Annotated in this window: 22 protein-coding genes; 15 read left to right on the forward strand and 7 right to left on the reverse strand. The window is 62.3% G+C overall.

The features are described from left to right. Positions 1–36 precede the first annotated feature (36 nt). From G3256_RS18715 to dxs, 14 genes are all read left to right on the forward strand, one after another. Complete coding sequence (locus G3256_RS18715; protein WP_169642520.1) at positions 37–930, forward strand: polyprenyl synthetase family protein; 894 nt, start codon at positions 37–39, stop codon at positions 928–930. Then, the gene (locus tag G3256_RS18720) at positions 923–2,065 is read left to right on the forward strand and encodes a methyltransferase (RefSeq protein ID WP_169642521.1); all 1,143 of its coding nucleotides are present in this window, start codon (positions 923–925) and stop codon (positions 2,063–2,065) included. The genes G3256_RS18715 and G3256_RS18720 overlap by 8 nt, the downstream gene beginning before the upstream one ends. A 125-nt stretch (positions 2,066–2,190) precedes the next feature. Next, the gene (gene bchC / locus G3256_RS18725; RefSeq protein WP_169642522.1) at positions 2,191–3,132 is read left to right on the forward strand and encodes a chlorophyll synthesis pathway protein BchC; all 942 of its coding nucleotides are present in this window, start codon (positions 2,191–2,193) and stop codon (positions 3,130–3,132) included. After that, positions 3,129–4,133 carry a chlorophyllide a reductase iron protein subunit X gene (locus G3256_RS18730; RefSeq protein WP_169642523.1) on the forward strand — a complete coding sequence of 335 codons (1,005 nt, stop codon included), beginning with the start codon at positions 3,129–3,131 and terminating at the stop codon, positions 4,131–4,133. The genes bchC and G3256_RS18730 overlap by 4 nt, the downstream gene beginning before the upstream one ends. After that, entirely contained in the window at positions 4,120–4,293 is a 174-nt protein-coding gene (locus tag G3256_RS18735) for a hypothetical protein (RefSeq protein WP_169642524.1), read from the forward strand. Before G3256_RS18730 ends, G3256_RS18735 begins: the two co-directional genes overlap by 14 nt. Beyond that, positions 4,290–5,876, forward strand: coding sequence for a chlorophyllide a reductase subunit Y (bchY, locus tag G3256_RS18740; RefSeq protein WP_169642525.1), 1,587 nt, complete (start codon positions 4,290–4,292; stop codon positions 5,874–5,876). Before G3256_RS18735 ends, bchY begins: the two co-directional genes overlap by 4 nt. 158 nt (positions 5,877–6,034) lie before the next feature. Then, on the forward strand, positions 6,035–7,510 hold the full coding sequence (bchZ, locus tag G3256_RS18745; protein WP_169642526.1) for a chlorophyllide a reductase subunit Z: 1,476 nt from the start codon (positions 6,035–6,037) through the stop codon (positions 7,508–7,510). After that, complete coding sequence (gene pufQ, locus G3256_RS18750) at positions 7,507–7,761, forward strand: cytochrome PufQ (RefSeq protein ID WP_206040835.1); 255 nt, start codon at positions 7,507–7,509, stop codon at positions 7,759–7,761. Before bchZ ends, pufQ begins: the two co-directional genes overlap by 4 nt. Positions 7,762–7,953: 192 nt before the next feature. Next, the gene (gene pufB / locus G3256_RS18755) at positions 7,954–8,103 is read left to right on the forward strand and encodes a light-harvesting antenna LH1, beta subunit (protein ID WP_169642527.1); all 150 of its coding nucleotides are present in this window, start codon (positions 7,954–7,956) and stop codon (positions 8,101–8,103) included. Positions 8,104–8,114: 11 nt separating this feature from the next. Then, a complete protein-coding gene (pufA, locus tag G3256_RS18760) occupies positions 8,115–8,273 on the forward strand; it encodes a light-harvesting antenna LH1, alpha subunit (RefSeq protein WP_159975336.1) in 159 nt (52 codons plus the stop codon). Positions 8,274–8,519: 246 nt separating this feature from the next. After that, entirely contained in the window at positions 8,520–9,368 is an 849-nt protein-coding gene (gene pufL / locus G3256_RS18765) for a photosynthetic reaction center subunit L (RefSeq protein WP_169642528.1), read from the forward strand. 2 nt (positions 9,369–9,370) lie between these two features. Then, on the forward strand, positions 9,371–10,366 hold the full coding sequence (gene pufM, locus G3256_RS18770; RefSeq protein WP_169642529.1) for a photosynthetic reaction center subunit M: 996 nt from the start codon (positions 9,371–9,373) through the stop codon (positions 10,364–10,366). A gap of 2 nt (positions 10,367–10,368) precedes the next feature. Next, on the forward strand, positions 10,369–11,481 hold the full coding sequence (gene pufC, locus G3256_RS18775; RefSeq protein WP_169642530.1) for a photosynthetic reaction center cytochrome PufC: 1,113 nt from the start codon (positions 10,369–10,371) through the stop codon (positions 11,479–11,481). Positions 11,482–11,701: 220 nt separating this feature from the next. Next, positions 11,702–13,639 (forward strand): 1-deoxy-D-xylulose-5-phosphate synthase, encoded by a 1,938-nt coding sequence (dxs, locus tag G3256_RS18780; protein ID WP_169642531.1) that lies wholly within the window; start codon positions 11,702–11,704, stop codon positions 13,637–13,639. On the opposite strand, the gene G3256_RS18785 is transcribed toward dxs, so the two are convergent. The 7 genes from G3256_RS18785 to G3256_RS18815 form a co-directional block, all read right to left on the reverse strand. Beyond that, the gene (locus tag G3256_RS18785; RefSeq protein ID WP_169642600.1) at positions 13,636–14,622 is read right to left on the reverse strand and encodes a P1 family peptidase; all 987 of its coding nucleotides are present in this window, start codon (positions 14,620–14,622) and stop codon (positions 13,636–13,638) included. The genes dxs and G3256_RS18785 overlap by 4 nt on opposite strands. A gap of 68 nt (positions 14,623–14,690) precedes the next feature. Next, complete coding sequence (locus G3256_RS18790; RefSeq protein WP_169642532.1) at positions 14,691–15,041, reverse strand: cupin domain-containing protein; 351 nt, start codon at positions 15,039–15,041, stop codon at positions 14,691–14,693. Next, a complete protein-coding gene (locus G3256_RS18795) occupies positions 15,038–15,784 on the reverse strand; it encodes an SDR family oxidoreductase (RefSeq protein WP_169642533.1) in 747 nt (248 codons plus the stop codon). Before G3256_RS18795 ends, G3256_RS18790 begins: the two co-directional genes overlap by 4 nt. 1 nt (position 15,785) lies before the next feature. After that, positions 15,786–16,295 carry a GNAT family N-acetyltransferase gene (locus G3256_RS18800; protein WP_169642534.1) on the reverse strand — a complete coding sequence of 170 codons (510 nt, stop codon included), beginning with the start codon at positions 16,293–16,295 and terminating at the stop codon, positions 15,786–15,788. Continuing rightward, positions 16,288–17,895 carry an ABC transporter ATP-binding protein gene (locus G3256_RS18805; protein WP_169642535.1) on the reverse strand — a complete coding sequence of 536 codons (1,608 nt, stop codon included), beginning with the start codon at positions 17,893–17,895 and terminating at the stop codon, positions 16,288–16,290. The genes G3256_RS18800 and G3256_RS18805 overlap by 8 nt, the downstream gene beginning before the upstream one ends. Then, entirely contained in the window at positions 17,892–18,707 is an 816-nt protein-coding gene (locus tag G3256_RS18810) for an ABC transporter permease (RefSeq protein ID WP_169642536.1), read from the reverse strand. Before G3256_RS18810 ends, G3256_RS18805 begins: the two co-directional genes overlap by 4 nt. Further along, entirely contained in the window at positions 18,704–19,651 is a 948-nt protein-coding gene (locus G3256_RS18815; RefSeq protein ID WP_169642537.1) for an ABC transporter permease, read from the reverse strand. Before G3256_RS18815 ends, G3256_RS18810 begins: the two co-directional genes overlap by 4 nt. Positions 19,652–19,731: 80 nt before the next feature. Here G3256_RS18815 and G3256_RS18820 point away from each other — a divergent pair, with 80 nt between their 5' ends. Then, complete coding sequence (locus G3256_RS18820; protein ID WP_206040836.1) at positions 19,732–20,847, forward strand: acetoin utilization protein AcuC; 1,116 nt, start codon at positions 19,732–19,734, stop codon at positions 20,845–20,847. Positions 20,848–20,878: the final 31 nt, after the last annotated feature.

The raw sequence follows: 20,878 nt of genomic DNA on the forward strand, positions 1-20,878 counted from the left end.
TTTATTCTGACACTATGCCTTTGAGGGATGTTTTCTATGGGCCTGAATACGCGGATCGAAGCGTGCATTGCGCAGTCAGTTGCACTTGGTCAGGGACGCGGTTCTGTTCCGCCAAAGCTCGCCTCGGCGCTGGGATATGCGACCGCACCGGGCGGCGCGCGGATCCGGCCCACGATTCTTATGTCGGTGGCGATGGCCTGTGGCGATGACCGTCCGATGATCTCGGATGCGGCGGCGGCAGCGCTTGAGCTTATCCACTGCGCGAGCCTCGTGCATGATGATCTGCCCTGCTTTGACGATGCGGATCTGAGGCGCGGAAAGCCATCGGTGCACAAAGCCTATTCCGAGCCGCTTGCCGTGCTGACAGGTGACAGTCTGATCGTGCTGGCCTTTGAAATCCTCGCGCGCCAGTCATCACATGCACCTGACCGGGTGGCGCAGCTGATCATGACGCTGGCACAGCGCACCGGCATGCCGGGCGGTATCTGTGCGGGTCAGGGCTGGGAGAGTGAGACGGAGATTGATCTCTCTGCCTATCATCAGGCGAAAACCGGCGCGCTCTTTATTGCCGCCACGCAGATGGGGGCGGTTGCCGCCGGTCAGGAAGCTGAGCCCTGGTTTGAGCTCGGTGCCCGTATCGGTGAGGCTTTCCAGGTTGCGGATGATCTGCGTGACGCCCTCTATGATGCCGAAACGCTGGGCAAGCCTGCGGGTCAGGACGATCTGCACGGACGGCCGAACGCTGTGGCGCAGCTTGGCGTTCAGGGCGCGATTTCGCGTCTGCGTGATATTCTGGGTGGGGCGATTGCCTCGATACCTTCCTGCGCCGGCGAGGCACAGCTCGCTGAAATGGTGCGCATGTATGCCGAGCGTCTGACGCCGGTTGCGCCGACGGTTGCGGCCGCCACCACACCCACCCGCCATGTCTGATCTCAGCGCGCCGCCGTCGCCGGCCTGGCGGGGCGGCTGGCTGAACCGGCTGATCGCGCGCCCCGGCTTTCAGAGCTGGGCGAGTCGCTTTCCGCTGACCCGCGGCCAGGCGCGGCGGGACGGCGCTGTTCTTTTCGATGTTGTGCAGGGGTTCGTTCAGAGCCAGGTGCTGATGGCGCTGGTTGAGCTTGATCTGCTGCCACGTCTGCGCGGCGGGCCGCAGAGCGCTGAAAACCTCGCGCGTGCCGCGGATGTACCGGCTGACCGGATGCAGATTCTGCTGCAGGCTGCGGCAGCTCTGGGGCTGATGAAACGCCGGCGCGACGGACGCTTTGCTCTGGCGCGCAAAGGGGCTGCGCTGATGGGCGTGCCGGGGCTTGATGCGATGATCCGGCACCATCGTGCCTTTTACGATGACCTTGCGGACCCGGTGGCGCTGCTGCGCGGGCCGGAGCGTACAGCGCTTTCCGAATTCTGGCCGTATGTCTTCGGGGCGCGTGGCGAGATCGACCCGGAAGTGGCGGCGACTTATTCCGACCTCATGGCGCAGAGCCAGCGTCTGGTGGCCGAAGATACCCTGCGCGCAGTGTCGCTGAAAGGGGTGGATCATCTGCTGGATATCGGCGGCGGGACAGGCGCTTTTCTCGAAGCGGCGGGACAGGCGTATCCGGGCATCTCAATGACACTCTTCGATCTGCCAGAGGTGACGCCGGCGGCGACCGCGCGGTTTGCCCGCACGGGCATGTCCGGGCGCGTGACCCTTTGCCCCGGCTCTTTCCGCGATGATCCTTTGCCGCGGGGTGCTGATGCCATTTCGCTCATCCGGGTGCTCTATGATCATGCGGATGAAACTGTCGCGGATCTGCTGCGCGCGGTTTTTGATGCTCTGCCGGAAGGCGGGCGTCTGATTATCTCGGAGCCCATGGGGGGCGGTCGGCGACCGGACCGGGCGGGGGATGTCTATTTTGCATTCTACACGATGGCGATGCAGACCGGGCGGACGCGGTCCGCCGACGAAATCACGGCGCTTTGTGCAGCAGCCGGTTTCACCGATATCCGCAGCGCGGCACCTGCGCGCAGCTATGTGACCCGGACCCTCACAGCCGTCAGACCGGCTATCCCGAGGAATGCGTAATCAAATGACTGTCCATTTTGATTGACACATTTGTCTGTAAGTTTAAACTGACAGAACAACAGTAAGATGTTCAGTGAGTCTTTGACCTTAATCAAAGCCGTCAGAACATCCGGAGGAGAAGACACTTGGAAACCACCGCCGTACTCCTGAAGGGTCCCCGTGATCTGGATGTCGGCCGTCTGACGCTGAATGCGCCGGGCGAGGGGGACCTGGTTGTTGACATCACCCATTCAGGAATTTCCACCGGAACCGAAAAACTGTTCTGGACCGGACAGATGCCGCCCTTTCCGGGCATGGGCTATCCGCTGGTGCCGGGCTATGAAGCCGTTGGCGAAGTTGTCGAAGCGGCCCCTGCGACAGGCTACCGCCCGGGCGACCGCGTCTTTGTGCCGGGTGCCAGTTGTTATGATGGTGCCTTCGGGCTTTTCGGCGGCGCGGCCTCCCGCGTCGTGACGGCTGCAGAGCGTGTCACGCGAATCGACGCGGGCTTCGGATCAAGTGGCGCGTTGCTGGCGCTTGCCGCAACTGCACGCCATTCTATGGCCGGCCTGAACAAATCTGTCCCTGACCTTATTGTAGGGCACGGCGTCCTGGGTCGGCTTCTTGCGCGGCTGACAATGGCCGCAGGCGCGCCCGCACCCACCGTCTGGGAAACCGACGCCAGCCGGCGCAGCGGAGCCACCGGATACCAGGTTATCGACCCGCGCGAAGACAAGCGACGCGATTACATGTCGGTCTATGATGCCTCGGGCAATGTGGACGTTCTCAATGACCTCGTGGCCTGCATGGGCCGGGGCGGCGAGATCGTACTGGCCGGCTTTTATACTGATCCGATCAGCTTTGCTTTCCCGCCCGCCTTTATGAAAGAGGCGCGGTTCCGGGTCGCGGCAGAGTGGACACGCGATGACCTGGCCGCGACGCGCGCGCTGGTCGAAGGCGGATCGCTGAGCCTTGACGGGCTCATCACACATACAAGCGACGCGGCCGATGCGCCGGCGGCGTACCGACAGGCATTCACCGATCCTGACTGTCTCAAGATGATACTCAACTGGAAGGATGCGGCATGAAGGACGAAGTCCCGAACCTCAAGGATTTTGACAAGCGTCTGCGCGATGAAGCAAAAGACGAGCCGACCCTTGAAGTGCCCCAGGGCGAGCCGACCTCCAAAACCCAGATCATTGCGATCTATGGCAAAGGCGGGATCGGCAAATCCTTTACGCTGGCGAACCTCAGCCACATGATGGCCGAGCAGGGCAAACGCGTGCTGCTCATTGGCTGCGATCCGAAATCTGATACGACATCGCTTTTGTTCGGCGGCAAGGCCTGCCCGACGATCATCGAGACCTCGACCCGCAAGAAGCTTGCCGGTGAAGAGGTGCAGATCGGTGATGTCTGTTTCAAACGCGGCGGTGTGTTTGCGATGGAACTTGGCGGTCCCGAAGTGGGCCGCGGGTGTGGCGGGCGCGGCATCATCCACGGTTTTGAACTGCTGGAGAAGCTCGGGTTTCACGACTGGGATTTTGATTACGTTCTGCTCGACTTTCTGGGCGACGTGGTCTGCGGCGGCTTTGGTCTGCCGATTGCGCGGGACATGGCGCAGAAGGTTATCCTTGTGGCCTCCAACGATCTGCAGTCGCTTTATGTGGCCAACAACGTCTGCTCCGCGGTGGAATACTTCCGCAAGCTTGGCGGCAATGTCGGTGTCGCCGGGCTGGTGATCAACAAAGACGACGGCTCGGGCGAGGCTGCGGCTTTTGCCGAAGCGGTCGATATTCCGGTACTGGCAAGCATTCCGCAGGACGACGACCTGCGTAAGAAATCCGCCAACTATCAGATTGTCGGCACAGCGCAGTCGCAGTGGGGCGCGCTCTTTGCGGAGCTTGGCGATAATGTGGCCGTGGCTCCGCCGGTGCGGCCTGCGCCGCTGGATCAGGATGGCCTGCTGGGCCTCTTTGATGCCTCGGAGACAGGCGGCGACTATGTCCTTGTCCCCGCGACAGATGTGGACATGCGCGGCAAAAACGCTGAGCCAAAACCCTCGCTGGAGGTGGTTTATGACGAAGCCTGAGCATTTCGACCAGTCGGACTCAGCGATCCGCCAGAGCGCCCGGACCGAACGCAAATCGCGTGAGGCCTGTCACGCATCGCTGAGCTCTGTCGAAGCCTCCCGGCGGCTGCTGGACCGGCTGCGTGCCTTTGGTGTCCGGCATGAGGCCGTGAGCGAATGAAATCAGAAGTCACATATGACGATGCCGCCGACGTGGAGGTGATCAAGGGTCATCCGCATGGCGATGTGTCACGTGTGGCCGGTGAAGGTGCGCCGGCCGGCGCACCCGCGGATGCGATGGGCTGCCATTCCGGTGCCGATATGGAAGAGGCCGCGCGGGCGGCGGGGCAGTCGGAACTGCTGGATAAATTCCGGGCCGATTACCCGGTGGGTCCGCACGACAAACCCCAGTCGATGTGCCCGGCTTTTGGCTCGTTGCGCGTCGGCCTGCGGATGAAGCGCGTGGCGACGGTGCTGAGCGGGTCGGCCTGCTGTGTCTATGGTCTGACGTTTGTGTCTCATTTCTATGGGGCGCGCCGGTCGGTCGGATACGTGCCGTTCAACTCCGAAACCCTGGTGACAGGCAAGCTTTTCGAGGACATCCGCGAATCCGTGCATGAGCTCGCAGACCCTGATCGCTATGACGCGATTGTGGTGACGAACCTTTGTGTGCCGACAGCGAGCGGTGTGCCACTGCGGCTGTTGCCGGAAGAGATCAACGGCGTGCGCATTGTGGGCATCGACGTGCCCGGTTTCGGCGTGCCGACCCATGCCGAAGCCAAAGATGTGCTCGCCGGTGCGATGCTGAAATACGCGCGTTCCGAGGCCGAAGCGGGCCCCGTTGCGCGGCCTGTGGGCAGCCGGACAGATCGTCCGACGGTGGCTCTGCTGGGTGAGATGTTCCCGGCGGATCCGATGATGATCGGCCAGATGCTCAGCCCCATGGGGCTGGCCGCAGGGCCGGTGCTGCCCTGCCGCGAATGGCGCGAGCTTTATGCGGCACTTGACTGTTCTGTCGTAGCAGCGATTCATCCGTTTTATACAGATACCGTGCGTGAGTTTAAGGCAGCAGGGCGGCCCGTTGTGGGGTCCGCGCCTGTCGGGCTGGATGGTACCATCGACTGGCTGCGCGCAATTGGTGATACCTTTGGCGTTGGCGAAGACGCGATTGCCACGGCGCAGAACGCTGTGATGCACGCGATCACCGAAGCGCTTTCGGCTAATCCGATTGAGGGCACGATCACGCTTTCAGGCTATGAAGGCTCTGAGCTGCTGGTCGCGCGTCTGCTCATTGAGAGCGGTGCGAAGGTGCCCTATGTCGGCACGGCCTGCGCAAAATCGCCCTGGTCTGCGGATGATGCCGCCTGGCTTGAGGCGAAGGGCGTTACGGTGAAGTACCGCGCGTCGCTGGAAGATGACTGTGCCGCGATGGAAGCGGTGAAGCCGGATCTGGCGATCGGCACGACGCCGGTGGTGCAGAAGGCCAAGGAGCTTGGCATTCCGGGCCTTTATTTCACGAACCTGATTTCCGCGCGCCCGCTGATGGGTGTGGCAGGGGCCGGATCGCTGGCGACGGTGATCAATGCGGCGATCGGCAACAAAGACCGCATGGGTAAGATGAAGGCGTTCTTTGAAGGTGTCGGTCACGATGATACGGCCGGCGTCTGGGAAGGCGCACCCAATCTGCGGCCCGATTTCCGCGCGCAGCATCAGAAGAAGCTCGACAAAATTGCAAGGGCGGCAAAAGCCGCACAGATGATTTAAGTGCGCGTTCATGATCATAAACGCGCACCGCGCGAGGCAGCGATGGGCGCAGCCCATGGCATTCGCGCCCGGTTTTTATGTCTCACAGGGGCTCTGCCCCCGCGCGAAGCGCGTCCCCGGGATATTTCTCAGCCAGAGAAGCAGGGGGTACTCTGCTGATGCTGGTGACTGATCATGATCGCGCGGGTGGATACTGGGGGGCAGTTTATGCCTTTTGTGCCGTCAAGGGATTGCAGGTGGTGATTGATGGCCCGGTGGGTTGTGAGAACCTGCCGGTGACATCCGTGCTTCATTATACTGACGCGCTGCCGCCCCATGAGCTGCCGATTGTTGTGACCGGTCTGGGCGAGGGTGAAATGGGCGCGGGCACCGAAGAGAGTATGAAACGCGCCTGGGAGACACTTGATCCCGCGCTGCCGGCGGTTGTTGTGACCGGATCCATTGCCGAGATGATCGGCGGCGGGGTCACACCGCAGGGCACGAATATTCAGAGATTCCTGCCGCGCACCATTGATGAGGATCAGTGGGAAGCGGCGGATCGGGCGATGACCTGGATCTTTACCGAATTCGGTATGACCAAGGGTCGGATGCCGCCCGAGAAGAAACGCGGGGAAGGTGCGCGTCCCCGCGTGAATATCCTTGGTCCGATGTATGGCACGTTCAACATGCCATCTGATCTGGCCGAGATCCGCAGGCTGGTCGAAGGGATCGGCTGCGAGGTCAACATGGTGATGCCTCTGGGTGCTCATGTGGCCGAAATGAGAGATCTGGTAAATGCGGATGTGAACATCTGCATGTACCGCGAGTTCGGGCGCGGGTTGTGCGAGCTTCTTGCCAAGCCGTATCTGCAAGCCCCGATAGGGGTCGAGAGTACCACGAAGTTCCTGCGCGCACTGGGGAACCTCACGGGCCTCGACCCCGAACCTTTCATCACCCGCGAGAAACACTCCACGATCAAACCCGTCTGGGATCTGTGGCGCTCGGTCACGCAGGATTTCTTTGCTACAGCGAGCTTTGCGATTGTGGCGAGTGAGACCTATGCGCGTGGCATCCGGATGTTTCTTGAGGACGACATGGGTCTGCCCTGTGCTTTTGCTGTCGCCCGGGTGGCCGGCAAAAAGACCAATAACGACGAGGTACGCGCCCTGATGGGGTCGACGCGCCCGCTGATCGTGATGGGGTCGATCAACGAAAAGATGTATATGGCCGAACTCAAGGGCGGGCACGGACCGAGCCCTGCGTTCATTCCGGCCAGTTTCCCGGGGGCTGCGATCCGGCGGCATACGGGCACGCCTTTCATGGGCTATGCCGGGGCGACTTACCTTGTTCAGGAAGTCTGCAACGGGCTTTTCGATGCGCTTTTCCATATCCTGCCTCTGGGCACGGAGATGGATGCGACCGATGCCACGCTGACGCCGTTGCGGCGCGATTTCCCCTGGGACCCGGATGCCCAGGCGATGCTGGACCGCATCGTCGAGACGCATCCCATCCTGACACGAATTTCAGCCGCGCGCTCCCTGCGGGACGCGGCCGAGAAAGCAGCACTTGCTGCAGGTGACGAACGTGTGGTGCTGGGCACCGTGCGCAGTCTGGATCCGGCGCTGGCCGGACTTGATCTGGAGGATCAGAAATGAGCGATATGACATCTGACATGATGGACACCAGCCCGGCCCGGACGGCCCCTGCGCGGGAAACAGTCCGACGCAAAAACAGCGTGGAGTTCACGGTCTATTTCGCGATCATCTTTGTGGCGACCCTGCCGCTGGCGACGCTCACCTGGGCGATGCAGGCGATCAGATCCCGCAGCTTTACCAGTAAAGGTCCGATGGCACGCGCCTGGGCCCAGGCCACGATCATCACGCCGATGATCTTCTCGGCTTACTGAATATGAACGACCTCATGCACATCCGGGCTGGCAAGGCCCCGTGCATGACCCGAATTCCTGGTGTGTGTGCGCCTGCCGGGAGCAAGGACCGGAGCCCTGGAAACAGAGCTTTGGAGACCCCGAGGGGATACGTCCCCAAAGGACCCGGCCGCGGGGTGCGCGGCGTCAGCATAACGTTCCGGAGGAATATTTATGGCTGATAATACAAACCTGTCTTTCACAGGTCTAACTGACGAGCAGGCGCAAGAATTGCACGCTGTCTACATGAGCGGGCTCTGGCTGTTTTCAGCTGTGGCCGTTGTCGCTCATCTGGCAACGTTCATCTGGCGTCCGTGGTTCTGAAGGAAATGGATATGGCAAAGTTCTACAAGATCTGGCTCATTTTCGACCCCCGTCGTGTGTTTGTCGCACAGGGTGTTTTCCTTTTCCTGCTGGCAGCGATGATTCACCTCGTCCTGCTGAGCACAGATCACTTCAACTGGTTCGAGCTGGCGGCGCAATCCGCTCAGTAAATGGACAGACCCGGCCAGGGACTGACCATACCGGTGCTGAAGTACCCAAGAAATGCTGCGGGCGGTCAATATGTGCGCCGCCCGCCCGCGGCGAACCAACGGACAAATAATAACACGACGGCCTCCGCCTGACAGCGGCCCGTCCTGCCAGGAATACCTGCGCGGCCTTTGAGTGCCGGTGCAGAGGCCATGGCCAGGGCGTCCCCGATGACCCAAGGCGCGCCGCACACACGCGGAGAACAGAAGATGGCTTTGCTCAGCTTCGAAAGAAAATATCGCGTCCGCGGAGGGACGCTGATCGGCGGCGATCTGTTCGACTTCTGGGTGGGGCCTTTCTATGTGGGCTTCTTCGGGGTCACGACAGCCTTTTTTGCCCTTCTGGGCACGATCCTTATATTCTGGGGCGCATCACAGCAGGGGACGTTCAATCCCTGGCTTATCAATATCGCACCGCCTGACCTGAGTTACGGTCTGGGCATGGCGCCGCTTCTTGAAGGGGGCCTGTGGCAGATCATCACGATCTGTGCGACCGGCGCCTTTATCAGCTGGGCGCTGCGCGAGGTGGAAATCTGCCGCAAGCTCGGCATGGGATATCACGTGCCCTTCGGGTTTGCCTTTGCCATTCTCGCTTACATGACGCTGGTGATCTTCCGCCCGCTGCTGATGGGCGCCTGGGGGCACGGATTTCCCTACGGAATCTTCAGCCACCTCGACTGGGTGAGCAACACCGGCTACGCCTATCTGCACTTCCATTACAACCCGGCCCACATGCTGGCGGTGACGCTTTTCTTCACCACCACCCTGGCACTGGCGCTGCATGGCGGTCTGATCCTTTCTGCGGCCAACCCCGAAAAGGGCGAAGAGGCCAAGACACCCGATCACGAAGATACGTTCTTCCGGGATTTCATCGGCTATTCGATCGGCACACTGGGCATCCACCGCCTGGGCTATCTGCTGGCGATCAACGCGGTGTTCTTCTCGGCGGTCTGTATCATCATCTCCGGTCCGGTCTGGACCGCGGGCTGGCCCGAATGGTGGAACTGGTGGCTCGATCTGCCGATCTGGGGTGAACCCATAGCCGTGGGAGGAATGTGATCATGATGTTTCCTGAGTATCAGAATATTTTCACCCAGGTGCAGGTGCAGGGCACGCCCGAGATGGGCATGGACGACACCGGCAACAACATGATGGAAGAGCGGGTCGGCAAACCGCGGTTTAATACCCTTGCCGGCCTGATCGGAAACGGCCAGATCGGTCCCTACTACTGGGGCTGGACTTCGATGGTGGCTTTCGCCACCGGGCTTGCCTGGTTCTTTATCGTGGGTTTCAACATGCTGGCGCAGGTCGGCTATTCGATCCCGCAGTTCATCCGGCAGCTTTTCTGGCTGGCACTTGAGCCACCCTCGCCGGAATACGGCCTGTCGATGCCACCGCTCGATGAGGGCGGCTGGTATATCATCGCCAGCTTCTTTCTGCTGGTCTCGGTGATGACCTGGCTGCTGCGGGCCTATCTGCTGGCGCAACAGCACAAGATGGGTAAACACATCTTCTGGGGTTTTGCGGCTGCGGTCTGGCTCTTCCTTGTGCTCGGTCTTTTCCGTCCGGTCCTGATGGGATCCTGGTCGGAAGCGGTGCCTTACGGGATCTTCCCGCACCTCGACTGGACCACGGCGTTCTCGATCCGCTACGGCAACCTTTACTATAACCCGTTCCACTGTCTCTCGATTGTGTTCCTTTATGGCTCTGTCCTGCTCTTCTGTATGCACGGCGGTACCATCCTGGCGGTGACCCGTTACGGCGGCGACCGCGAGCTGGAGCAGATCTACGACCGCGGAACAGCGACCGAACGTGCGGCTCTCTTCTGGCGCTGGACCATGGGCTTTAATGCCACCATGGAAGGTATCCACCGCTGGGCCTGGTGGTTCGCAGTCCTCACCCCCATCACGGGTGGTATCGGGATCCTGCTGACCGGCACGGTTGTCGATAACTGGTTCATCTGGGCGCAGGAGCACAACTTTGCCCCCATGTATGACGGATCATATGGCTACGCAGACTACGGTTCTTACGAAGCCTTTATCGGGAAGGAGAACTGATCATGTTGCCTAAGTGGTTTAACAAATGGAACCAGGACAACCCGACGAATGTCTTTGGTCCCGCGATTCTGATCGGTGTGGTCGGCGGTGCCGTCTTTGCTGCAGCCATCGTGGTCACATGGGGCAACCCGGCGCAGACGGCCAGTCTGCAGACCGGCCCCCGCGGCACCGGCATGTCGGTCCCGGAGTTCAATATGGACCGGCTCGATGCTGATCCGACGATTGAGGCTTACTACACGGAAGAGCCTTATATCCCGGAAGGCGGAGAGGACCTGGCAAAGGACATCTATGAGAACGTCCAGGTGCTGGGCGATCTGACGGAGGACAACTTCAACCGGGTGATGAATGCCATGACCCAGTGGGTATCGCCCGAGCAGGGCTGTGCCTACTGTCACGGGGATGGTGATCCGGAAACCTATGGCGAGGACGCGCTTTACACCAAGGTCGTCTCCCGCCGGATGATCCAGATGACGCAGAATATCAACGAGAACTGGGGCGGTCACGTCAATGCGGTCGGGGAGGTCGGTGTGAACTGTTACTCCTGCCACCGCGGCGAAAACGTGCCATCCGAGATCTGGTTTAATATCAGCCCGGTCAATGAGGCGGCAGGCGGATGGGCATCGGTGCAGAACCGCGCCACATCCGTCAGCCAGTCGACCTCGCTGCCCTCAAATGCGCTGGAAGTGTATCTGACCGACTACGAGCCGGTAAATGTACACGCTCTGGAAAGCCGTGAAGAGGGTGTGCCGGGCATCGACAATGCGTCGATCCAGAAGACGGAGATGACCTATTCGCTGATGAACTACTTCTCCAACAGCCTCGGGGTGAACTGTGTGTTCTGTCACAACAGCCGCGCCTTCTATGACCCTGAGCAGATCACGCCGCAGTGGGCCACGGCTCTGCTGGGACGTCAGATGGTGATTGAGCTTAATCAGGAATATCTGATCCCGCTTGAAGCGGAGTATCCTGAAGACCGGCTTGGCCCGATCTATGGTGATGCGCCCAAGGCGGCCTGCAAAACCTGTCACAAAGGCTATCAGCGCCCGCTTCAGGGCATGAACGTGATCGCCGACTGGCCCGAGCTCGCGACCAGCGAGGCGCCGGTTTACGAATAAGCGGCCGGGCGGCTTTGCGGCCGCCCCCGTTTCGCCAGGCACGGATCATCGGCTTCCTTGATCCGGGCACGGGGCTCAACACCCCGGTTCCCTTCCTGTTGGCTACAGGAACCCGGGGTCGCAGCGGTATAAGACCCGGTGCGACCCCTTTTTCATTCCGGACACCGGATCCGGGCGTTGGCAAGACGCCCCCGGAGTTCCTGCAAAGGAGACGTGCGCCATGACCCGATCCCTGACACCCATGCTTGACCGCGTGGCCGGCCCCGCCGACCTGCGCGGCCTGTCAGACCCCGATCTGAAAACGCTCGCAGATGAATTGCGACAGGAGGTTGTCGGTGCCGTCAGCCAGACCGGCGGGCATCTGGGCTCCAGCCTGGGGGTGGTGGAACTCAGCGTGGCGATCCACGCGGTGTTTGATACGCCGCGCGACAAGCTGGTCTGGGATGTGGGTCACCAGTGCTATCCGCATAAGATCCTGACCGGGCGGCGCGACCGCATGGGGACGCTGCGCCAGGGCGGCGGCATCAGCGGTTTCACCAAACGCAGCGAGAGCGAATACGATCCTTTCGGTGCGGCGCACTCCAGCACATCGATTTCAGCCGCACTCGGGTTTACCGTGGGACGCGACATGGGTCTGCCCACGGGCGATGCGGTAGCGGTGATCGGCGATGGCTCGATCAGCGCCGGCATGGCCTATGAGGCATTGAATAACGCCGGTGCCGAGGGGCGGCGGATGTTCGTCATTCTCAACGACAATGAGATGAGCATCGCCCCGCCTGTGGGCGCGATGTCGTCTTACCTTTCCTCGCTCTCGGATCTCAGCCGCAAAGGTCCCTTTGGGGGGCTTGTGGCTATGGCCGAGGGGATGGAACAGCTCGCCCCGAAGCCCGTCCGCGAAGGTGCACGCCGGGCCCGCGAAATGGTTACCGGGCTGGAAAGCCGCGGCACCTTTTTCGAAGAGCTTGGATTTGATTACATCGGCCCCATCGACGGGCACGACATGGGCCAGCTGCTGAGCGTGCTGCGTGCCGCGAAAACACGTGCGACCGGGCCGGTGCTGATCCACTGCTGTACGGTCAAGGGCAAAGGTTATGCGCCTGCCGAAGGCTCTGCCGACAAATACCACGGCGTCAGCAAATTCGACGTAGGCACCGGTGTGCAGGCGAAAGCGCGCGCCAATGCGCCGTCCTACACCGGCGTTTTCGGCGATACGCTGACCGATGAAGCTGCGCGCGATCCGCGGGTTGTCGCGATCACTGCAGCAATGCCGGGCGGTACTGGTGTGGACCGTATGGCGAAACGCTTCCCGGGCCGGGTTTTTGATGTGGGGATCGCCGAGCAGCACGGGGTGACCTTTGCTGCCGGGATGGCCGCCGCAGGGCTGAAACCATTCTGTGCGATATATTCGACGTTTCTTCAGCGCGGCTATGACCAGGTGGTGCATGATGTGGCCCTGCAGGGTCTGCCTGTGCGCTTTGCCATCGACCGTGCGGGGCTCGTTGGCGCCGACGGGGCGACCCATGCGGGTGCTTTCGACATCGGGTATCTCGGCGCACTGCCGGGCATGACGGTGATGGCCGCTGCCGATGAGGCGGAGCTGATGCATATGGTCGCCACGGCGGTCGCGCATGACAGCGGCCCGATTGCCTTCCGCTATCCGCGCGGCAATGGCACGGGTGTCACGCTGCCGGAACGCGGCGAGGTGCTGGAGATTGGTAAGGGCCGGGTGATCCGCGAAGGTCAGGGCGATGTGGCGCTTCTGTCGCTGGGTACGGTGCTGAGCGATTGCGAGGCCGCCGCCACGATGCTGGAGGCGGAAGGGCTGAGTGCCACAGTGGCTGATGCGCGTTTTGCCAAACCGCTCGATATGGAGCTGATCGCCCGACTGGCGCAGACCCATGCGGCGATTATCACTGTGGAGCAGGGTGCTGAGGGTGGCTTTGGCGCGATGGTGCTGCAGGCGATGGCGGGCGAGGGTCTGCTGGATCACGGGTGCAAACTGCGCACGGTCTGCCTGCCTGACCGGTTTATCGACCAGGCCAGCCCGGCTGAGATGTACCGCGACGCCGGTGTGGATGCTGAGGGGATCCTGAGCACGGTGCTGCGCGCCTTTGGCCGGGACCGCAAGATTGTCGATCTGGCCAGCCAGCGCGGCTAGCCGTTCACGTCCTGCCAGCAGGGCAGCAGATCGCCGGGTGCGGGGCGTGCGGCATAGACCGCGCGTGCGATGGCGCGTGCGAGGCAGAGCGATGCCGCATGTCCGATCAGCGGCAGATTACCCGCCCTCTCGCCCTGGGAGACTGCGAACACCAGATCTCCGTCCATCGGAGAATGTGCCGGCACACAGGCGCGCCCGATCCCGTCATGGGCCGCAATGGCCATGCGCTGGCACTCTGATTTGCTCAGACGCGCCGAGGTGGCGACAATGGCGACGGTGGTGTTGGCGCCTGCCGTGAAGGCCTGGGCTTTGCGGCTTTTCAGTTCGCGCCCGAGGCCGGTGGCAGGGTCCGTGCCCAGCCCGCCGAATTCCCCGTCGATCTCAAAAGGGGCTGCATAGAAATGACGCTCTCCGGGTGTTGTCACAGCGCCCTGCGGGTTGGCGGCGACCAGTGCGCCGACGGTATGGCCATCCTCCAGCACCAGCGAGGCAGAGCCAAGCCCCCCTTTGAGCATTGCCGTCAGCGCCCCGGTTCCGGCGCCGGCAGTTCCGATTTCAAAGTCCTCACCTGCGGCCGCCAGCGCGGCGCGCCCCAGTGCCGGGTAGGGGTTGTCAGACCAGTCTTTCACACCGCCGTTCAGCAGATCAAAGAGGATCGCGCCCGGCACCAGCGGCACCCGCGCAGACCCCACCGTAAAGCCGCGCCCGGCGGCGTGCAGCCCTGCGACCACACCTGAGCAGGCATCGAGCCCGAAGGCAGAACCGCCCGAAAGCACCAGCGCATCAATGGCGGTCACGGATTTATCGGGGGCCAGCAGATCAGTTTCACGCGTGCCCGGCGCGCCACCCATCACATGTACCGAAGTGGTGAAAGGCGCGTCTGCTGTGAGGACCGTCACGCCCGATTTCAACGCATCGTCCTGCGCGTTGCCGACCCGAAGGCCGGGCACATCGGTAATCAGATTGCGGGGTCCGGGGTGCATCATCTGATACGGCCCCTTTGAGGCAGACAGGTCGTCAGTGCATTTTCAACCGGAAGATTCACGCGGGCTCAGATCCTCGGTTTCGCTGCAGCGGTGGCGGCATCACCTGTATTAGGCTCGCCCTTGGGCTCAATGAGCAGCACTTTGCATTCGGCCTCAGCGCGCGGGCGGTGGGTCACACCACGCGGCACAATAAAAAGCTCGCCCGGCCCGACAGGATGCGAGCTGTCCTCCAGATCCATGATCATTTCCCCTTCGAGGACGAGAAAGAAATCATCAGTGCTCTCATGCAGATGAAAGGGGAATTCGCCCTGAAAGCGCACGACCATAACCTCATTGTCATTGTAGTCGGCGATCACATGCGGATCCCAGTGGGTGGTGAACTGCGCCAGTTTCTCCGCAAGATTAACGGGCTTCATATGCAGCGGCCTCCGTCGACTTCCATGGCGGTGCCGGTGATCATCGAAGCCTCATCCGAGCAGAGAAAACAGGCCGCATTTCCCATGTCCTGCGGTGTGGAGAAGCGCCCCAGCGGGATGGTCGCGAGGAATTTCGCACGCATCTCGGGCGTGTCCTCGCCGAGGAAGGATTTCAGCAACGGCGTTTCACCGGCGACAGGGCAGAGCGCGTTGACGCGCACGCCTGATGGCGCGAGTTCGACGGCCATGGTTTTCGTCGCGGTGATCATCCAGCCCTTGGAGGCATTATACCAGTTCAGGTTCGGGCGGGGTGAGAGACCCGCGGTGGAGGCGATGTTGAGAATGGCGCCTTTTCCGGCGGATTTCATGCCACCAACCAGCGCGCGCGCCGTCAGATAGACCGATTTCATATTCACCCCGGTGACGCGGTCGAAATCCTCTTCGCTGACGTCTTCCATCGGGGTTGGCAGGTGGGTGACGCCGGCGTTGTTGACGAGAATATCCACGTGTCCCCAGAGGCTGGCGGCGGCAGTCGCCATGGCATTGACCGAGGCACCGTCCGCCACATCGACCTCCTGCGCCACGGCGTGATCCCCCATCTGATCGGCAAGATCCTTTGCCGCCGGCCCGTTGATATCGGCGATCATAACCCGGCAGCCCTCGGCAGTGAATTTGCGCACGATACCCGCGCCAAAGCCCGAGGCACCGCCCGTCACAATAGCTGTTTTCCCCGTCAGTCGCATCTCAGTCATCCTCCCTGATCTGATACCTCAAAACAACTCTGTCGTGCCCGTCACTTTCCGGCGTGGCGGGGGCGGCACGGTGCATCACAAACCCTTCGCGCCGCCAGAAACTTTCTCCACGCGGATTGGCGTCGAGCACCGAGAGCTTGAGCATTGCAATCCCCTCGTTTCGGGCAAGCCGCCGGATCAGCTTTATCACAGTATGGCCGATCCCGCGCCCCCGGTAAGCAGGATCGAGCAGCATCAGACCGATCCACCAGTCGTCAGGTTGCTCATAGCCTGCGGCGATACCAACGATGCCGGCCATCTCCTGGCCGCGCATTACTGCGAAATGGATCAGGCTGTCGGGCGTTTTACCGGGCGGGCACGCCTCGAAAAAGTCGCGCACGTAGGCGTCATTGGCGGGGTGACCGACTTCCAGCACCACATAGTCGCGCGCCCGTTCCGTGAGATCGAGAACGTCGTCGAAATCCCGCGCGGGGCTGATCGGTTTCAGGCTGATATCAGACATGGAGGTCCGTGTCCTTGCGCGCGGGCAGATCGAGCCTCGGTACGGCGGCCAGCAGTTTGCGGGTATAGGGGTGGCGGGGGGCGGTAAAGAGGGTCTCTGTTGGCGCTTCTTCCACGATTTTTCCTGCCTGCATAACCAGCACCCGGTCGGTGACAGACCGAACCACGCTGAGGTCATGCGAGATAAACAGCCAGGTCAGACCATAGCTGCGGCAGAGATCCGCCAGCAGGTCCAGAATGCGCACCCGCACGGAGACATCAAGGGCGGAAACCGCCTCGTCAAAGATAATCAGATCAGGTCGGGTGATCAGCGCCCGGGCAATCGCGATCCGCTGGCGCTGACCACCGGAAAATTCGTGAATATAGCGGTGCTGGTCTTCGGGTTTGAGGCCGACATCCGAAAGGGCCGTCGCGATGGCCTGTGCGCGGGCCGGCCCGCCCGGCGCGTCCGGCAGGGCATGAAACGGCTCGGTGATCAGACGGCCGACCGTGTGACGCGGATTGAAGCTGCCGAAGGGATCCTGAAACACCACCTGCATGCGGTTCTGCACCGGCGCTTCGGTGCTGTCGGCGTGCAGCGGGGCACCGTTCAGAGTGATCTGACCGGCCTGAACAGGGTCAAGGCCCAGCAGAACACGTGTGAGGGTGGATTTGCCACAGCCGCTTTCGCCCACCAGCCCCAGTCGTTCACCGCGGTTCAGCGTGAAGCTCACGTCGCGCACGGCCTCGACCACAGGCGGTTTCGTAAAGAGCCGTGTGCGGCGCAGGGTGTAGCTGCGTGTGACATTCCGAGCCACCAGAAGCGGCTCAGGCGGCGGGGCAGGGGGCAGGACCACGCGGTGCGCGGAGGCGGCAAAGAGCACTTTGGTATAGGGGTGCTGCATGCCGGACAGCAGCTCAGACGTCGGCGCTTCTTCGACGATGCGGCCATCGCGCATCACCGCGATCCGGCCGGCCATGCCGGCGACCACAGCCAGATCATGGGTGATCATCATAAGGCCCATGCCATCCTCGCGGGTGAGACCGGTGAGCAGATCGAGGATCTGCGCCTGGGTCGTCACGTCGAGCGCAGTCGTCGGCTCATCAGCAATCAGCAGACGCGGGCCCAGCACGATGGCCATGGCGATGACAACCCGCTGGCGCTGGCCACCCGAAAGCTCATGCGGATAGCGCGACAGGGGGAAGCGGTCGGAGGGCAGACCGACGCGGGCCAGCACCTCTTCGGCGCGCGCACGGGCGGCCGCGTGGCTCGTGCCTTCGTGCAGTCGGACGGGTTCGCTGACCTGCGCGCCGATGGTCTGCACCGGGTTGAGCGCGGTCATCGGTTCCTGAAACACCATGCCGATGTCTTTGCCGCGAAGCGCGCAGAGGGCGGGCTCGTCCAGGGCTGTCAGATCGGTGTCGCCAAGCCGGATGGCGCCTGAAAGCACAGAGCCCTGCGGCAGAAGATGCATTACGGAAAAGGCCGTCAGGGATTTGCCCGAGCCGCTTTCCCCGGTCAGTGCGACGATTTCCCCCTGGCCGATCTGCAGGGAAACGTCGCGCAGGACGGACGTGCCGCCGATGCTGAGCGACAGGTTGCTGATGTCGAGAAGGCTCATACCCGTTGCCGCCTGAGCCGCGGGTCGAGCTGGTCGCGCAGGCCGTCGCCTGCAAGGTTGAGCCCCAGAACGATCAGGATGATCGCCAGGCCCGGCACAATGGCCAGATGGGGGGCGAGGGTCACCAGGGTCTGTGCATCCGCCAGCATGCGGCCCAGAGACGGGGTGGGCGGCTGCACGCCAAGCCCGACAAACGAAAGGGCCGCCTCGACCTGGATACCCAGTGCGAACTGGATGGTCCCCTGGACGATCAGCATATTCGTCACATTGGGCAGGATATGTTCCAGCGAGATCCGCGCAGGACCCTTGCCGGCGACCCGCGCGGCCATGATGAATTCGCGTTCCCAGAGCGGCAGGGCGGCGCCCCGTGTCACCCGCGCAAAAACGGGAATGTTGAAGATGCCGAAAGCGATGATCGCATTGACAGCAGAAGGACCAAAGACGGCAGTAATCAGAATTGCCATCACCAGCAGCGGAAAGGCAAAGACGATGTCATTGCCGCGCATGATCGTCTCATCGAGCCAGCTGCCGTGGCGTGCGGCGGCAGCCAGACCCAGCGGGACGCCGAAGCTGAGCCCGATCACCAGCGCCACCAGCGCCACGGCGACCGAGGTGCGCGCACCCACCATGACCATCGACAGGATATCGCGCCCCAGATGGTCCGTGCCCAGAAGATGCGCGCCGCCGGGCGGCTGCAGCCTGCCGGGAATGTTCAGGCTGGTGTGATCGAAAGGCGTCCAGACAAGAGAGACCAGCGCCAGCAGAATGAAGAACCCGGAGAGGCCGAGGCCGATGGCAAGCTGACGGTTCATGCGCGGGTTCTCAGCCGGGGGTCGACGGCGGCATAGGCCAGATCCACCAGAAAGTTGATCATGATGACACCGAAAACGACCAGCATCACCACGCTTTCGACCACGATGAGGTCGCGCGCCGAAATCGACTGGAAAATGAGACGGCCGAGGCCGGGCAGATAAAAGACCTGCTCGATGATGATGGTGCCGGCAAAAAGAAAGGAAAACTGCAGGCCGATCACCGTCAGCACAGGGATAAAAGCATTGCGCAGCCCGTGCCGCCAGAGCGCCTGGCGCGGGCTGAGCCCCTTGGCGCGGGCGGTGCGCATGAAATCCTCGCTCAGTACATCCAGGAGGGCAGAGCGCATTACCCGGGTCAGGATCGCGGCCTGGGGCAGTGCAAGTGCGATGGCAGGCAGGGTGAGCGCGCGCAGACCGGTGCCAACGCCTTTGTTCCAGCCGGGAAAACCGCCTGCGGGAAACCACGACCAGTGGATCGCAAAGACCAGCACCAGCATCATCGCAAACCAGAAATTAGGTACTGCGACGCCCAGTTGTGTTGCGGCCATCACGCCGGTGTCGCCTGCGCCACCGCGCCGGGATGCGGCGAAAAGCCCCGCCGGGATGGCGATAACCACAGAGATCGCCAGCGCATAGGCGGCCAGCGGCAGGGAGACCGCGATCCGGTCCGCAACCATGTCGGAGACCTCGGTGCGGTAGGTATAAGAGGTGCCGAAATCGCCCGTCAGCATGCCCCCGACCCAGGCAAAATAACGCTGGATTTTGGGCACATCGAGGCCGAGTTCCGTGCGCAGCGCCGCCAGCGTTTCAGGCTGTGAATTCAGCCCCAGCATAAACGAGGCGGGATCGCCTGGTGCGATCTCCGTCACGGCAAAGATAATCAGCGACGCGACTGCGAGGCTGAGGACGAGCGAGCCGGAACGTTTCAGAATATACCGCAGCATCACAGCGCAGGTTAGGGCCTGCCCCGGGCCTGGTCCAGAGGGCTTGTTCGGCAGCGCGAATGGTTTATCTGCTCCCCTCTATGGACCACCCGCTTTTCATTGGTGCCGAGATTTTCCGGCACTCCAGTTATGGTCGCTGGCATCCGCTGAGGGTGCCACGGGTGAGTACCGTGATGGATCTCAGCCGCGCTCTGGGCTGGCTGCCCTCTGCGCAGTTCATCACCGCCCCCCGGGCCAAGCCGAAAGCGCTGGAAGTCTGGCACACCCCTGAATATCTCGCCGCATTGCAGCGGGTCGAGGCCACGCAACTCGCCACCGACACCGATACCGCGCGCCATGATATCGGATCGGTTACCAACCCGGTCTATCCGGAAATCTACCGGCGTCCTGCGACGGCAGCGGGCGGCTCGCTGCTCGCAGGAGAGCTGCTGCGCGAGGGAGGCGTTATCTATAACCCGCCGGGCGGTACACACCACGGCATGCCGGACCGCGCTAACGGTTTTTGTTATCTGAACGACCCGGTGCTGGCGATGCTGAGCCTGCGTCGGAACGGGGTCCGGCGGATAGCCTATGTCGATATCGATGCGCATCACTGTGACGGGGTGGCGGTCGGGTTTCACGGGGACCCCGAGTGTCTGATGATCTCGGTGCATGAAGAACGCCTCTGGCCGCGCACCGGGCCGCTTGAGGATGATGCGGGCGGGTCCGCTATCAACATGCCGGTGCCGCGCGGGCTGAACGACAGCGAAATGGCTTTTATCCGTGATGCGCTGATCGTACCGCGGGTGACGGCGTTCCGGCCGGATGCCATCGTGCTTTTGTGCGGGGCCGACGGGGTGGAAGAAGACCCGCTGGCGCATCTGAGCCTGAGCAACAACGCACACTGGGCAGTTCTGGAGGCGCTGATGGCGCTGGCGCCCCGGCTTCTGGTGCTGGGCGGTGGCGGGTATAACCCGTGGTCGGTGGGACGGCTCTGGACAGGGGTCTGGGCAACGCTCAACGGCCATGAGATCCCCGAACGGCTGCCCCCTGCGGCGGAAGCCGTGCTGCGCGGGCTGCGTTTTGAAGGCAACCGGCGGGGAAAGAATCCGCCTGTGCACTGGTTTACAACCCTGCGCGATGCGCCGCGGGGCGGGCCGGTGCGCGACATCATCAAAGACCGTGTGCAGGTTTTGCTGGCGCGCCCGCCCGGCTGAGACCCGGGATTGTGCACTTTGCCGTCCGGCT

The organism is Roseobacter ponti (assembly GCF_012932215.1).
Lineage (GTDB): Bacteria > Pseudomonadota > Alphaproteobacteria > Rhodobacterales > Rhodobacteraceae > Roseobacter > Roseobacter ponti.

Coding starts and splice junctions, on each gene's coding strand:
- G3256_RS18715 (WP_169642520.1), top strand. CDS start 37: ATGGGCCTGAATACGCGGATCGAAGCGTGCATTGCGCAGTCAGTTGCA.
- G3256_RS18720 (WP_169642521.1), top strand. CDS start 923: ATGTCTGATCTCAGCGCGCCGCCGTCGCCGGCCTGGCGGGGCGGCTGG.
- G3256_RS18730 (WP_169642523.1), top strand. CDS start 3,129: ATGAAGGACGAAGTCCCGAACCTCAAGGATTTTGACAAGCGTCTGCGC.
- G3256_RS18735 (WP_169642524.1), top strand. CDS start 4,120: ATGACGAAGCCTGAGCATTTCGACCAGTCGGACTCAGCGATCCGCCAG.
- bchY (WP_169642525.1), top strand. CDS start 4,290: ATGAAATCAGAAGTCACATATGACGATGCCGCCGACGTGGAGGTGATC.
- bchZ (WP_169642526.1), top strand. CDS start 6,035: ATGCTGGTGACTGATCATGATCGCGCGGGTGGATACTGGGGGGCAGTT.
- pufQ (WP_206040835.1), top strand. CDS start 7,507: ATGAGCGATATGACATCTGACATGATGGACACCAGCCCGGCCCGGACG.
- pufB (WP_169642527.1), top strand. CDS start 7,954: ATGGCTGATAATACAAACCTGTCTTTCACAGGTCTAACTGACGAGCAG.
- pufA (WP_159975336.1), top strand. CDS start 8,115: ATGGCAAAGTTCTACAAGATCTGGCTCATTTTCGACCCCCGTCGTGTG.
- pufL (WP_169642528.1), top strand. CDS start 8,520: ATGGCTTTGCTCAGCTTCGAAAGAAAATATCGCGTCCGCGGAGGGACG.
- pufM (WP_169642529.1), top strand. CDS start 9,371: ATGATGTTTCCTGAGTATCAGAATATTTTCACCCAGGTGCAGGTGCAG.
- pufC (WP_169642530.1), top strand. CDS start 10,369: ATGTTGCCTAAGTGGTTTAACAAATGGAACCAGGACAACCCGACGAAT.
- dxs (WP_169642531.1), top strand. CDS start 11,702: ATGACCCGATCCCTGACACCCATGCTTGACCGCGTGGCCGGCCCCGCC.
- G3256_RS18785 (WP_169642600.1), bottom strand. CDS start 14,622: ATGCACCCCGGACCCCGCAATCTGATTACCGATGTGCCCGGCCTTCGG.
- G3256_RS18790 (WP_169642532.1), bottom strand. CDS start 15,041: ATGAAGCCCGTTAATCTTGCGGAGAAACTGGCGCAGTTCACCACCCAC.
- G3256_RS18795 (WP_169642533.1), bottom strand. CDS start 15,784: ATGCGACTGACGGGGAAAACAGCTATTGTGACGGGCGGTGCCTCGGGC.
- G3256_RS18800 (WP_169642534.1), bottom strand. CDS start 16,295: ATGTCTGATATCAGCCTGAAACCGATCAGCCCCGCGCGGGATTTCGAC.
- G3256_RS18805 (WP_169642535.1), bottom strand. CDS start 17,895: ATGAGCCTTCTCGACATCAGCAACCTGTCGCTCAGCATCGGCGGCACG.
- G3256_RS18810 (WP_169642536.1), bottom strand. CDS start 18,707: ATGAACCGTCAGCTTGCCATCGGCCTCGGCCTCTCCGGGTTCTTCATT.
- G3256_RS18815 (WP_169642537.1), bottom strand. CDS start 19,651: ATGCTGCGGTATATTCTGAAACGTTCCGGCTCGCTCGTCCTCAGCCTC.
- G3256_RS18820 (WP_206040836.1), top strand. CDS start 19,732: ATGGACCACCCGCTTTTCATTGGTGCCGAGATTTTCCGGCACTCCAGT.